This is a genomic window from Streptomyces sp. NBC_01571, assembly GCF_026339875.1.
Lineage (GTDB): Bacteria > Actinomycetota > Actinomycetes > Streptomycetales > Streptomycetaceae > Streptomyces.
In genome coordinates this window covers 9049466-9063110 of the sequence record NZ_JAPEPZ010000001.1, presented here as the reverse complement: position 1 = coordinate 9063110, position 13645 = coordinate 9049466, and the positions used below count along the sequence as shown (strand labels likewise).

At 70.1% G+C, this 13645-nt stretch carries 8 protein-coding genes and 2 pseudogenes; 5 read left to right on the top strand and 5 right to left on the bottom strand.

Annotated features, from left to right (window positions below; genetic code table 11):
- Positions 1-9 precede the first annotated feature (9 nt).
- The 3 genes and pseudogenes from OHB41_RS52425 to OHB41_RS40475 all read left to right on the top strand — a co-directional run bounded on the left by OHB41_RS52425 (position 10) and on the right by OHB41_RS40475 (position 3533).
- Positions 10-470: pseudogene (locus tag OHB41_RS52425) on the top strand (glutaminyl-peptide cyclotransferase).
- A 280-nt stretch (positions 471-750) separates the two neighbouring features.
- A complete protein-coding gene (locus tag OHB41_RS40480; protein WP_266704680.1) occupies positions 751-2208 on the top strand; it encodes a sugar transferase in 1458 nt (485 codons plus the stop codon).
- Positions 2209-2300: 92 nt separating this feature from the next.
- Positions 2301-3533 (top strand): hypothetical protein, encoded by a 1233-nt coding sequence (locus OHB41_RS40475; protein WP_266704678.1) that lies wholly within the window; start codon positions 2301-2303, stop codon positions 3531-3533.
- Here OHB41_RS40475 and asnB read toward each other — a convergent pair.
- Together asnB and OHB41_RS40465 are read right to left on the bottom strand one after the other, a co-directional pair.
- Positions 3509-5404, bottom strand: coding sequence for an asparagine synthase (glutamine-hydrolyzing) (asnB, locus tag OHB41_RS40470; RefSeq protein WP_266704675.1), 1896 nt, complete (start codon positions 5402-5404; stop codon positions 3509-3511). The two genes, OHB41_RS40475 and asnB, sit on opposite strands and share 25 nt — an antisense overlap.
- A gap of 11 nt (positions 5405-5415) precedes the next feature.
- On the bottom strand, positions 5416-7713 hold the full coding sequence (locus OHB41_RS40465) for a bi-domain-containing oxidoreductase (RefSeq protein ID WP_266704673.1): 2298 nt from the start codon (positions 7711-7713) through the stop codon (positions 5416-5418).
- A gap of 261 nt (positions 7714-7974) precedes the next feature.
- Between OHB41_RS40465 and wecB the strand changes: the two genes are divergently transcribed.
- On the top strand, positions 7975-9303 hold the full coding sequence (gene wecB / locus OHB41_RS40460; RefSeq protein ID WP_451289605.1) for a non-hydrolyzing UDP-N-acetylglucosamine 2-epimerase: 1329 nt from the start codon (positions 7975-7977) through the stop codon (positions 9301-9303).
- Here wecB and wecC read toward each other — a convergent pair.
- Positions 9205-10383: pseudogene (wecC, locus tag OHB41_RS40455) on the bottom strand (UDP-N-acetyl-D-mannosamine dehydrogenase); the annotation flags it as partial. The gene wecB and the pseudogene wecC overlap by 99 nt on opposite strands.
- Positions 10384-10632: 249 nt before the next feature.
- On the opposite strand from wecC, the gene OHB41_RS40450 reads away from it, so the two are divergent.
- A complete protein-coding gene (locus tag OHB41_RS40450; RefSeq protein WP_266704669.1) occupies positions 10633-11466 on the top strand; it encodes a glycosyltransferase in 834 nt (277 codons plus the stop codon).
- 34 nt (positions 11467-11500) lie between these two features.
- On the opposite strand, the gene OHB41_RS40445 is transcribed toward OHB41_RS40450, so the two are convergent.
- The gene (locus OHB41_RS40445) at positions 11501-12448 is read right to left on the bottom strand and encodes a GDP-L-fucose synthase family protein (protein ID WP_266704667.1); all 948 of its coding nucleotides are present in this window, start codon (positions 12446-12448) and stop codon (positions 11501-11503) included.
- 8 nt (positions 12449-12456) lie between these two features.
- The gene (locus OHB41_RS40440; protein ID WP_266704665.1) at positions 12457-13620 is read right to left on the bottom strand and encodes a DegT/DnrJ/EryC1/StrS family aminotransferase; all 1164 of its coding nucleotides are present in this window, start codon (positions 13618-13620) and stop codon (positions 12457-12459) included.
- Positions 13621-13645 lie beyond the last annotated feature (25 nt).

The following is a 13645-nucleotide window of genomic DNA, read 5'->3' as shown; positions in this document are numbered from 1 at the left end:
CGGCCGCCGATGCGCGGCGCGGGTCGCCGCGCATCGGGTCGAGCACCTGCGGGTTGGCTGAGATCTCGGAACCGGACCGCCGTCGCGCGCGACGTCGGGACGCTCAAGGAGCTGCGTCTCGTCCCGTACCAGGACGTCTGGGGCGTCTGCCCCGAGCGGGACCTCCACCGGCTGGTGACCAGCGACGGTTCGGCACGATTGACGTTCCGTGACCCCAGGACGCCTTCGAAGACGGCCGAGGCCGCCGTGACCGGAGAGGGCCGGCCGGTGACGGAGCTGAACGAGTGGAGTGCGTCGGTGCCGCTGTGTATGCGAACGTGCTCTTCACCGACCGGATCGTGCGCGTCCGTCCCGTCACCGGGGCGGTGACGGCGAGCGTCGATGCCTTGGGCCCGCTGCGCGAGGACGAACTCGTCCCGGGGTCCACCTTGAACGGCATCGCGGCGGTCCCGGCACCCATCAGTTCCTGATCACCGGGAAGCTCCGGCCCAGAATTTTCCGTGTCGCGCCGGCCCCGGCCGACGGACGGACGGTTTCGCACACCTCTTCGGTGTCCTCCTGGGGACCCCTCGGCCACCCGCTGTGTGCATATGCATGAGGCATGGAGCTCTGCTCATCGGGTGAGAGTTGCCCGCCGCTCAGCGTCGCGCCCCGCTGTTCAGCGGCCAGCCATTCACACTCGAATAGTCCTTTTTTGCCATTCTTGGAGGGCGAATGTGGCTGTTCGGGGAGACGATGCCCCACGTACCAGTGGCAAGACTTGAGCAGACACAGATCATCCGGGAGCAGCCGCCGACCGGGCGCCGCACCGGCAAGCCCGTCTGGTACGGGCCGGCCGCTGTCATCGGCGACGTGGCCGGCGCCGCGGGCCCGGTGTATCTGGCCTTCGAGCTGGCCGGCGGCACGCATGCCGTGGCGTACGCGATGGTGGCGGCCGCAGCATGGCTGCTCGTGCGCGGCGCACGAGACCGCTACGGCGACCGCCGTCTCGGTGAGCGCGACAATGTCGGCCCGGCACTGCAGGACTGGCTGGTGCTGGTGGGACTGCTCGCGGTGGTGCGGGCGGCGACAGGCGAGGAGTCCCCGTTCCTCCTTGCGCTGGCCGGCCTGGCGCCCTGCGCCCCGACGAGCGCCATCGTTCAAACTCTGATCCACCGTCATCTGGCCGCCCGACGCCGCGACGGCCGGATCGTCCGCCGGGCCTTGGTGATCGGGGAGGCCAACGCTGTCGATGGTCTGGTGAGCCATCTCGCGAAACGGACCGATCACGAGTTCGTCGTCGTCGGGGTGTGCCCGATCGGCGACGACGACCCGCACGCACTGGCTCCGATCGCCACCCGTATCAGCCGGCAGGCGCCGACACACCTGTCGGCCGACTCCGCCCCGGTACTGACGGCGGCCCGGCGACTCCACGCGGACGTGGTCCTCGTCGTGCCGGGACCGTACATGACCGGAACGCGCCTGCGGCGGCTGTCGTGGGCCCTGCACGGCGAGGAGTGTCCGCTCGTGGTCGTACCGGGTCTGACCGAGGTTGCCGGGCGCAGGGTGGGCATCGTCTCCGTGGCCGGGCTCACCATGCTGACCGTGGCCCCTCCCCTGAGGCGGGGGCTCGCGACGCTGGTCAAGTCGGTGACGGACCGGCTGGGCGCGGCGCTGCTGATCGTGCTGCTCGCCCCAGTGCTGGTGACGGTGGCCCTCGCCGTACGGATGGACTCGCCGGGGCCCGCCGTGCATCGGCAGATGCGCATCGGACGCGGCGGAAAGCCGTTCACCATGGCCAAGTTCCGCACCATGGTCGCCGACGCGGAACGGCTGAGGCATCAGCTGACCGGGACCAACGAGCAGGATGGCCGAATGTTCAAGATCCGTCGTGATCCACGGATCACCCGCGTCGGACGGGTGCTGCGCCGCTGCTCCCTGGACGAACTGCCCCAGCTGTTCAACGTGGTGCAGGGACACATGTCCCTGGTCGGTCCGCGACCACCGCTGCCCGACGAGGCAGCCGGTTACGACGAGGTGGAGCGGCGTCGGCTGGCCGTCAAGCCGGGGCTCACCGGCCTGTGGCAGATCAGCGGCCGCTCCGACCTTTCCTGGGACGAGACGGTCGCCCTCGACCTCAGGTACGTGGACAACTGGTCTCCGTCGGGGGACCTCGGGGTGCTGTGCCGGACGGTGGGGGCCGTCGTGGCGGGCAGGGGGGCCTACTGAGTGGTTGCCCGCCCCGCCGACGCCCGACAGCACCGACGACATCCACTGATGTTCACCGCATCCACCAGCCCGGCGATCCTCCTGGAGGGCCCATGCCACCCGGAACCCCCACCGACCACTCACCCCGGGACGGCTTCGGCTCCCCCCTGGATGCCACGGACGTGCTCGTCCTGGCGGACCGAATCTTCCGTTGGGCCGACGTCCGCGGCTGGGCGGGCCCGGACCCGTACGACGGCCTGACCGGCCCGCTGGGACGGCTGGCCGTGCACCGTGTGCTTCGGCAGGTGGTACTGCAGGCCGTCAAGCGCAGCCGGATCGACCTGCGCCCGGTCCTGGGCATCCGACCGCTGCGCACCGCGACGGCCGCCGGCACCGCGGCCAGCGCCTGCGCCAGGCTCTCGACCTCCCCCGTATGGCGTGAGCGCGCCCTACGGCTGGGCCGCTCGGCTGCCGACGAGCAGCTCTCCGGGCGCTACTCCGGGCTGTGGCGCTACGAGTTCGACGTGCAGACCCGCTGGGCGTACTACCCCGCCTCCGTCCCGAACCTCGTGGCGACCACCTTCTGCGCGGACGGTTGCCTGGACACCGGGACGCTCGGCGACGAGGCGGTACGGTCCCTCGCTCGCGGGCTCCTGGAACACCTGCACAACGGAGAGTTCTTCACCTACACACCGGCCAGTGACGTTCTCGTCCACAACGCCAACCTCATGGGCGCCGCGCTCGCCGCCCGCCTGGCCCGCACCGGGGCGCTGCCCGGAGAACTGGTGGACAGCCTGGTGGAAGCCGCCCGCGGCGCGGTCGAGGTGAGCCTGGACGGCCAGCGCCCCGACGGCTCGTGGCCCTATGGACGGCCCCCGCGGCTGGGCTGGGTGGACGGCTTCCACACGGGGTACGTGCTGCTGCGCCTCGAACAGGCGGGAACGCTGCTCGACGTTGACGTCCGGCGCCCCCTCGAACGGGGAGCGGAACACTACCTGCGGCACCTTTTCGACGGCCCCCTGCCCCGCTACTTTGCGGACGGCCGGAGCAGACGGGACCCGAACAACGACGCGACAGCGGTACGGATGGCTGCGTGGGCGGTCCATCACGGGTTCGCCCGGGCCGACTTTCCCCGGGCCGTGCTGGCCGCTGTCGTGAACCGCTACCCGGGTCTCGGCGCGGGCACGCGGGCCGGAAGCTCCTCGCGGAACAGGCCCCTGTGGGAGTCGCCTCGGTGGAGCGCCGCCCCCTTCCTGGACGCGCTGACCGCCCTCCACGCCGTCCTGCCGGGCGGCCGGCACCCCACCTCCCCAGTCGCCGCTCAGCCGACGACGGCCGCCTCGTAGCCCGACAGGAGGTCCGCGCTCCGCCCTGGGTCTCCTGCCGCGTTGCGCTCCCACCACACGGCCGCGCAGAACAGTCCGAACACGGCGAGCCCCCTGTCGCGCCTGCCCCGGACGTGTTCGGCGACGACGTGGTCGGCGGTCCGCCGGTCGAAGACGTCGTCGAACACGGGGGAGCGTCGTACCTCAGCCCACAGACGGGCCCCGTGCTCACGCAGCAGCGACCGAACTGGCGCCCCGAACCCCGTCTTGGAGCGCTTGGCGACGAACTGTGGCACACCGGATGCCACCGCCGCCGCGCGGAAGCGCGCCTTGCCGTCGCCGAGCCGCAGCTGCTCCTCCGCGACGGCGCCGAGGGCGGCGGCCACCACCGGCTCCCCAAGGAACGGCACCCGCAACTCGACGCTCGCCCGCATCGACGCGCGGTCGCCGTACAGCAGGTTCAGCCCCGGCAGGAAGAGTCGCCGGTCGCACTCCACTAGCGCGGAGAGGGGCGTCCCGCCCGCGTCCAGCACGCCGCCCGCGACCTCGCGGTGCTGCTCGGTGACGGCCTCCAGTCCGACGAGTGGCGAAAGCGCCGCCCACTCTCGCCCCGAGTAGTAGGCCTGAGTCGCCCACGACCAGTCGCGGGGGCCGAGTTGGAGCAGCCGCCCGAACTTGTCCGCACGGCCCCGGTAGCGTCGGGGTCCGGGAACCACGGTAGTGGCGCCGAGGGCGGGGCGCGCCCACGCGGGAAGCCGTTGCAGGAGCAGCACGGCCTGGTAGCGCTCGTAACCGAGGAAGAGTTCCTCGACGCCAAGCCCCGAGAGCAGCACGGTCGCCTTCCCGCATGCGGCGTGGGAGAGCTGCATGAGGGTGACGGCCGCAGGGTCCCCGAAGGGGAGCTCCATGGTGGTGACCAGCTCCGGGATCCGGTGCAGTACGTCGATGTCCAGGTCGACCCACGTCAGCGGCATGCCCAGCTGTCGGGCGACCCGGGCGGCGTAGGGGGCATCGTCCTCGAACGGCTCCGAGGTGGTCGCCGTGGTGCGCGGTCTGGCGGCGAAGGCGGGTCCGGCAAAGCCCTCCCTGGCCATCTCCACGCCGAGCCAGGTGCTGTCCAGCCCTCCGCTCAGCAACAGCCCCACCGGCACGTCCGCGCGCACCTGCCGGGCGACCGACGCGCGGACCGCGGCGCCGATGTCCTCGGCGGGCATCGCGGCACCGGCTCGCCACCAGGGTGACGCCACGTCATAGCTTGGGGCTCGCCGGGACAGTACCGTCCCGGCCGGTACCGCATGAACGTGCTGCCAGCCGGTCCGCGGCGGCGGCGTCCACAGGAACATGGCGCCCTGCGCCACCGCGACCGGGTCGGCACCGCCGGTCAGCCCAGCGGCTCGCAGCGGTTCGATCTCACTGGCGAGCGCGACCACACGGCCGGCCGCGTCCGATGCCGCGTACAGCGGTTTGACACCCAGTCGGTCCCGCCCGTAGCGCACCTCGCCGTCGGGTAGGACGAGGGCGAAGGCGAACATGCCGTCCACTTGGTCGAGCAGTCGTGGCGCGTCCGGCTGCAGCAGCAGTTCGTAGAGAACCTCCGTGTCGCCCTCGGTCGTGAACCGCACATGCCGCTTCCTTAGCACCTCGCGCAGGTGCGCGGTGTTGTAGATCTCGCCGTTGTAGACCAGCACGCCCCGCTTCGGGGAGCCGAAGGGCTGGTCGCTCCTCGGATCGAGGTCCACGACGGCCAGGCGGCGGAAGTGCAGGGCCGCGTGCCAGTTGCCACCGCCGAGGTCCCGGTGCCCGCTCGCGTCGGGGCCACGGTGCGCGAGCGCCGCGCACGGGTCGCCGTGCGACGGCGGCAGGTGGCGCGCGGCGTGGTTCAGCAGGATCACGAAGCCGCACATCAGAGCGCCGCCGCGGTCGATGGGGAACCACCGGCCGGGTGGGCGGCCTGCCCTCCCGGTCTCGGGACGGCGCCCGCGGCGCCGGGACCGGGCGGCGGACAACCCAGTGCCTTGGCGAGAGCCGGTGTTTGGGGGGCGGTCCCCACGATGTCATCCTCCGTGAGCGAGCGGGCCGCGCGGCAGGCGACGAGAGAACTCCAAAGCGCCGAGGCGAAGTTGGCGGCGGCAGCGGTCTCCTCGTCAACGGGCTCGCCCCGGACGACGCGGACGAGGGAGTGCATCTCGGCCGCGTGCCCTTTCGGGCCGCCCCGGTACTTCGTGGTGACCGCCCTGCCCCCCTTCCACACGGTGAGCGAGCGGAAGTCGTCGATCCTGGCCGCCACCCGGTCGGTGGCCACTTCCAGGAGTTCCTTGGGAGCGCCGGGCGGCGTCAGCCCTCCGTACACGATGGAGGCGGCCGACCCGTCGTCGTAGGTGATCTGCAGGGTGAGGCTCTGCGCGCCGGCCGGGTCCCGCGTATCCACGCCGACCGCCCGCACACCGACTGGTCTGCCGGGGACCAGGAAGCCCACGGTATCGATGAAGTGGCACACTTCGCCGAGCAGGCGGCCGCCCTGCTCGGGGTCGAAATACCAGTGACCGGCCGGAAGTCGGCCCGCGAACACCCGGTGGACGACCTGGACAGGCGCACTCGCGGGGAGCGCGGCGCGAAGGTCCCGCATCGAGGGGGCGAACCGCCGATTGAACCCCGCCATCGCCGGGGCGCCGGAGATCAGCCACGCGTCCGCGATGTCCTCCAGCTCGGTCTCCGACAGGCCCAGCGGCTTCTCGCAGTACAGGGCGGCACCCCCGCGCAGCACCTGCGCCGCGTACCGGCCGTGGCTGTCATGGCGGCTGAGCACCATCACGCAGTCCGCGTCGCCCGAGGCGAGGCCGGTGTCGACGCTCTCGGCCACGGTACGAAAACCCCACCGTCGGCCCTCGTGCGCGGCGGACAGCCCCCGTCCGCCGGCGACCCATGAGAACGCGACGCCGGGGTGTCGTTCCAGCTCGGGGAAGAGCGTCCTCGTGGCGAAGTTGCCTGCGCCGATCGCCGCGAGCCGCAACGTGCCCTGGGGGCTGGTCCAGGTGCGGGGGCCCGCCTCCTGCGCCGGCCGGGAGGGGAGCTGCGCGGTTGCGGGGTAGCGCAGCAGCAGGGCGACGCTGCGTCCGACGGGCGACGGCTTCAACGCCTCGTACGCGCCGGCCGCGTCCTCGACCGGGAAGACCCGCGGCTTGAGCCTGGCGAAGTCCACCGCGCCCGTCGCCAGGAGCCGCAGTACCTCGGCGAGGTTGCGCCGTTCCGTCCACGGAACATAGCCCTCCGGGTACGGATGGCCACCTTCTTCGAAGCGGGCGTCGTACCGGCCGGGGCCGTAGGACCGCGCATAACGGATCGTCAATTCCTTGTGGTAATAGGACGACCGAGGAGGTGTGACGTTGACGTCACCGACGACGACCACGGTGGCGCGGTCACGCGCGAGGAGGCCCGCGAACTCGACGGGGTCGGAACTGGACGTGGCCGCAGTGATGAGCACCGCGTCCGCGTCGGCGCCTGCCCAGTGCCGGGAGACGGCGCCGGGCAGCCCGTCCGCATTCCGCGGGAAGGCCACAAGACCCGCCGACTCGGCGAGCGCCACCATGGAGGGGTCGGGATCGATGCCCACCCCGTCGTATCCGTAGGCGTGCAGGAGTTGGAGCGTGATCTGGCCGACCAGACCAAGCCCGATGACGGCGATCCGCGAACCCGGCACCACCTCGGCCTGGTGGATGCCCTGAAGCGCGATCGCGCCGACCGTGGCGAAGGCCGCCCATTGGGTGTCCACGCCGTCCGGCACAGGGACGACAAGGTTGCGGGGCACGGCGACGATCTCGGCGTGCGACGCGTAGCGGGCCCCGGCGGCGGCCACCCGCATCCCGGGGCGGATGTCGTCGACACCCTCGCCCGTCCGCAGGACGGTGCCCGCGCAGGAGTACCCGAGTTGCACCGGACGGTCCAGGCGGTCCTGGACCGTCCGATAGGTCTCCACGAGGCCCGTTCGCTTCACGCTGTCGAGTACCTGAGCCACCTGCTCGGGCCGCTGTCGCGCCTTGCCGAGCAGGCTCTGCGCACCGGTCGACACGGTGGCCCGTTCCGTACCCGCGCTGATGAGCGACCAGTCGTTGCGGATCACCACCACACCGGCGGCCGCATCGGGGGCGGGAATTTCTCCCACCGTGATGGCGCCGGTGCGCGGGGACAGGAGGACTGTTTTCATTTCCTGCCTTTATGGGAAGGGGACGCGGCCCAGCGCACTGTAGGGAGGCCACATCACGGACACATGCGCATCTCCCGTGGAACGGACCAGACGGGGGAACATATCCATACGGCCGGGTGAAAATGCCACTGGCATGATGGGCGCTGTCGCGGGATACCGATTCTCTGGTACCCGGCGAGCGCTTGTTGCGCTCCAGGGAACTACGGCCACCGGCGGCTGCCGTCCCGGCGCGGTCGGTGCCCGCCCGGAAGGAGAATTCGGGTGAAGCGACTGATGGTCGTCTACGGAACGAGACCGGAAGCCATCAAGATGGCCCCCGTCATCGAGGCACTCGACCGGTCCCCGATATTCCGGCCGACGGTGACGGTGACGGCCCAGCACCGCGGACTGCTCGACCAGGTCCACGCATTGTTCGGCATCCGAGCCGACCACGATCTGGACATCCTCAGCGAGCGCCAGTCCCTTGCCGACATCACCGTTCGCGTCCTCGAGGGGCTGTGTCCGTTGCTGCGGCACGAGCGTCCGGAGGCGGTGCTGGTCCAGGGGGACACCACGACGGCGTTCGCCGGAGCTCTCGCCGCCTTCTACAGCCAAGTCCCCGTGGTCCACCTGGAGGCGGGACTGCGTACCGGCGACCGGTACTCGCCGTTCCCCGAGGAGATCAATCGCCGGCTCGCGACCCAGCTGGCATCCCTGCATCTGGCGCCCACCCCTCACGCACGGGACAACCTGCTGCGGGAAGGGGTGTTCCCGTCATCCGTCGTGGTCACCGGGAACACGGTCATCGACGCCCTGCTCTGGGCGGTCGGACGCAAGGCGCACTACGGGGACCAGGCTCTGGCCGACCTCGACGACACCGACCGCCGGGTCCTGCTGGTGACGGCCCATCGCCGGGAGTCATGGGGACGCGGAATGGAGTCCATCGGCGGCGCCCTCGCCGATCTGGCGCGTGCCGAGCCCGATCTCCTCATCGTGCTCCCGTTGCATCCCAATCCGGTCGTACGGGCGGCGATCCTGCCTCAGGTCGCCCACCTCGGCAGCGTCCGCCTGACGGAACCGCTGGCCTACGGGGCGTTCGCCCGGCTGATGAACCGCGCGCACATCATCCTGACCGACAGCGGTGGCATTCAGGAGGAGGGGCCTGGCCTCGGCAAGCCCGTGCTGGTCATACGGGACACCACGGAGCGCCCGGAGGCCCTACGGGCCGGGACGAGCCGCCTGGTGGGAACCGACCGCGAGCACATCGTGAAGCAGGTACGTCTGCTGCTGCACGACCGTGCGTCGTACGCGGCCATGGCGAAGGCGGTGAACCCGTACGGCGACGGGCGCGCCGCGAACCGTACCGTACGGGCGATCGGGCACTGGATGGGCCTGTGCGGACGCCCTGCGGAGTTCGGCGACGCGTCGGCCTCCGCAGGCGACTCGGCGTCAGCTCCAGATGCCGCGGGTGTCGAAAACGGCCTTGCCGCGCAGAGCGGTCCGTTTGACGCCGCGGAAGGCATCGTGGTCCACGAGCAGTACGACGACATCGGCGTCCCGCACCGCGGTGGTGAAGTCGACGAGTTCGGCCACGCCCGTCTGCCGCAGTGAGTCCGGCAGTTCCCTGATGTGCGGTTCCGCGACCAGCAGCTGGCCGAGCTGACGCTCGGCCAGCTGGGTGACGATGTGCAGGGCGGGGCTTTCCCGCAGATCGTCGATGTTCGCCTTGAAGGCCAGACCGAGGCAGGCGATCACCGGGTCCTTGAAGCGGCCGGCCGTCCGGGCGACCTCGCCGAGCACATAGTCCGGCCGCTCGTCGTTCACCTCGCGGGCGAGCCGGATGAGACGCGACTGCTGGGGTGCGATGCCGACGATGAACCAGGGATCAATGGCGATGCAGTGTCCGCCGACGCCCGGCCCCGGGCGGAGGATGTCCACCCGCGGGTGACGGTTGGCCAGGGCGATGACGTCGCCCGCGTCGATGCCGAGGTGGTCGCAGACCATGGACAGTTCGTTCGCGAAGGCGATGTTGACGTCCCGGAACGCGTTCTCGCTGAGCTTCGCCATCTCCGCCGTGGTGGCGTCGGTGAGCAGGCACTCCCCCTTGGCGAACACCTCGTAGAGTACGCGTGCTCGGTCGGCGCAGCCTTCGCCCACGCCGCCGACGACACGGTCGTTCGTCACGATCTCGATCATCGTCCGGCCTGGCAGGACGCGTTCGGGGCAGTGGGCGACCCGCACGTCGGGCGCGTCGCCCACATCGTGGGGGAAGGTCAGATCGGGCCGGTGTTTGCCCAGCCACCGGGACAGCTCGACGGTGGTGCCGGGTGGCGAGGTCGACTCGAGGATGACGAGGTCACCGGGCTTGAGCACCTCGGCCACCGAGGCTGCGGCGCTGCGCACGTACGACAGGTCCGCCGTGCGGTCCTCCTGGAGCGGGGTGGGGACGGCGATGATGAAGGCGTCGGCGGGCTCCGGCGCGCCGGTCGCCCGCAGCCGGCCCATGGCCACAGCCCCGCTGACGGCCACCGCCAGATCCGGTTCGACGAAGGGGGCGTGGCCGGCGTTGATGAGTTCGACGGTGACGGGGTTGACATCGACACCGACGACGTCGACCCCGTGGGTGGCGAGGGCGGCGGCGGTGGGGAGGCCGATGTAGCCGAGGCCGACGACGCAGACAGTGGAGAACACGATGAAGAATCCTCTCCGTAGGTCCTGGGCATGCCGCAGGTGAGGGTGGCCGAGGGTTTTTCACGGGAAACGAAAAGGCACCAGCCAGGATGGACCGACGTAACACCTTTCCGGCGCAAGCACGCCGCTGCTGTTCCGACCGAAGACGTTTTTGCCGGGCATCAGCCGTGTCGGGGGCGCCAGACACCCGATTCGGTGTAGCTCTACATATGCGCATCGGCAGAAGGTCGAGCAGAAGGGGCACAGGCAATGAGTTCTCGCACCTTTCCGAGTGTTCGGCTGGTGGTGCCGTCGAACGGGGAGCGTCCGGAATACCTGGAGCAGTGCCTGGCGTCCGTCAGGCGCCAGCGTGAATCCGTCGAGGCCGTCGTCGTCGGCCCCGCCCGGGCGGCCGACGCACTGCGCGCGGCGGCGGAGCGCCACGGGTGCGGATTCCTCGTGGAGAACGAACGGGGGCTGAGCAACGCGGTCAACCAGGGGTGGCGGGGGGCCGCCACGGAGTACCTGACCTGGCTCGGCGACGACGATCTGCTCACCGAGGACAGCCTGAGCGCGACCTGCGAGGCACTGGACAGGGTTCCCGGGGCCGCCATGGCCTACGGACGGCTGACGATCATCGACGCCGACGACCGGACCCTCTACACCCTGAGTCCGGGAACCTTCGCGTCCTGGTTCTTCCGGTACGGCCAGAACTTCGTGGGCCAGCCTGGTTCCCTCTATCGCCGCAGTGCCGTCCAGCGGGTGGGCATGCTCGATCCGGCGTTGCGGTACGCCATGGACTTCGACCTGCATCTGCGACTGAGGCAGGACGGGGGCATGGTGTACCTGCCGCGGGTCCTCGGGCGCTTCCGGGTCCATCCCTCCTCCCTCACGGTGACCAATCCGTGCCCCGACGACGAAGGACGCCGCGTCATGCGCCGCTACCTGGGCCGCACCACGCTGCGCCTGGAGCCGTACTGGTGGCCACTCGCCCAGGGCGTCAGCAAGGCCTGGGGCGCGACCACGAAGTCGGGCCTGATCAGGACGACGCCCCGCGACTCCACCGCGCTGCGGGCCAGGCCACGCCCCACACAGGGCTGCTGACGCCCCAGGGCCTCACCGGCAAACCGGACGCCTCCTACGCTGTGGCCGGGATGCTGGTGATGTGGGTGAGGTACCAGTCGCAGGTCCGTCTCAGACCCTCGTCGACTTCGATGCGGTGACGCCAACCGGACTCGTGCAGCGCCGATACGTCCAGCAGCTTTCTCGGCATGCCGTCGGGCTTCGAGGCATCGAAGGCGAGGGAGCCCTCGAAGCCGACCATGTGCCGGATCCGCTCGGCCAGTTCCCGGATGGAGATGTCCTGGCCGGTCCCGACGTTGAGGAACCGTCTCCCGCGGTGGTGGCGGAGCAGCCAGAGGACCGCGTCCGCCAGGTCGTCGACATGCAGGAACTCCCGGCGACTGTTCCCGGTCCCCCAGATCACCACCTCGGACGCACCGGCCTCGCGGGCCTCATGCATGCGCCTTACCAGCGCCGGGATGACATGGGAGGTGCCCAGGTCGAAGTTGTCACCCTCTCCGTAGATGTTGGTCGGCATGCACGAGACGAAGTTCCTCCCGAACTCGGCGTGGATGTACTCGCACAGCTTCATCCCGGCGATTTTCGCGTAGGCATACGCCTCGTTGGTGGGTTCTGGACGGCCCGTCATGAAGTACTCCTCACGCATCGGCTGCGGGCACCCCCGCGGGTAGATGCACGAGCTGCCGAGGAAGAGGAACGTGCCCACTCCCGCTTCCTTGGCCGACCAGATGAGGTTGTTCTGGATCTGGAGATTCTCGTACAGGAACTCCGCGGGGAAGGTCATGTTGGCCTTGATGCCGCCGACCCTGGCCGCGCAGTCGACGACGTACGCGGGCCGCTCCTCTGCCATGAACTCCCGTACGGCCACCTGATCGGTGAGGTCGAGTTCAGCACGGGTCCGCAGCGCCAGATTGTCGTACCCCGCGCTCCGCAGCCGCCGGACCACTGCGGCACCCACCATGCCGGTGTGACCGGCCACGTAGATCCTGGCTCGCTGGTCCATCACACCCCTCACCCGCCCAGCAGGTCGCACAGCGTGGTCAGTTCGTCCTCGGTGAGGTCCGGGTTGTTCCCGAAGTAGAAACCGTTCGTGTGGACGAGACGGGCCACCGGGCGTTCCACGCTTTCGGGGACGTACCGGCGGTAGAACGGCTGCCGCGTGATGTCGCCGGCGATGACCGGACGGATTTCCACCCCGGCTGCCTCGAACTCGGCGCGGTACTTCTCAGCCATCTCGGGCGTCCGGCAGACCACGGGCATGGCGAAGTTGGACACGACGTCCATGTGGTTCAGGCCGAACTGGTGGAAGTCCCCGTTGCTCGCCATGGCCTGCTGGAAGCGTGCAAAGTGAGCCGCGCGGGCGTCCACGATCTCGTCCCAGGACCGGATCTGCCGGTTGCCGATGAATCCGTTGATCTCAGTGGGCCGGAAGTTCGACGCCAGGTCGTAGAAGGTGTACCTGGCGTGGAAGTCGTCCACGTCGGCTTCGGCACGCAGCCTGTGCTGCCTGTCCGGTGCCAGGTTACGGTCCCAGCCGTGCGCCCGGGAGATCACCAGCCGCTCGTACAGGTCGTCGTCGTCGGTGCAGACCATCCCGCCCTCGATGGTGGACAGGTGGTGGCCGACGAAGAACGAGAACGTCGAGGCGAGGGAGAAGTTGCCGAGCAGGGCACCCGCGACTCTGGAACCCAGAGCCTCGCAGTTGTCCTCGAGCAGCAGAACGCCGTGGTCATCGCACAGGTCCCGCACCGCGGGCAGATCGTCGCAGAACCCTAGGACGTTCGTCAGGAACATTGCCCGCAGACCGGACACGTGCCTTTCCAGGTTCTCCGGCGAGACATTGAGGGTGCCGAGGGCGCAGTCGATCGCGACGGGTTTCAGACCGAGCTGGATCAGCGGCATGACATTGGTCGGCCAGGTCAGGGCCGAGACGCCGACCCGGTCTCCCCGCCGGAGCAGGCCCTGGTTCACCAACACCTGGATCAGCAAGAGGTTGGCCACACTGCCGTTGCACACGAACACAGCGTGGCGGCGCCCTTGTCTGGCCGCGAAGGCCTCCTCGAACTTGCGACACTGCCCGTTCATGCTCAGCAGGTCCTGTTGGAGGATGAAGTCGGCCAGGGCACGCCTGGTCTCCGCCTCGTGGTGGAAGGCGGACTTGATCAGTTTGATCACGGGAAACCTCTGCGACGACGCGCGG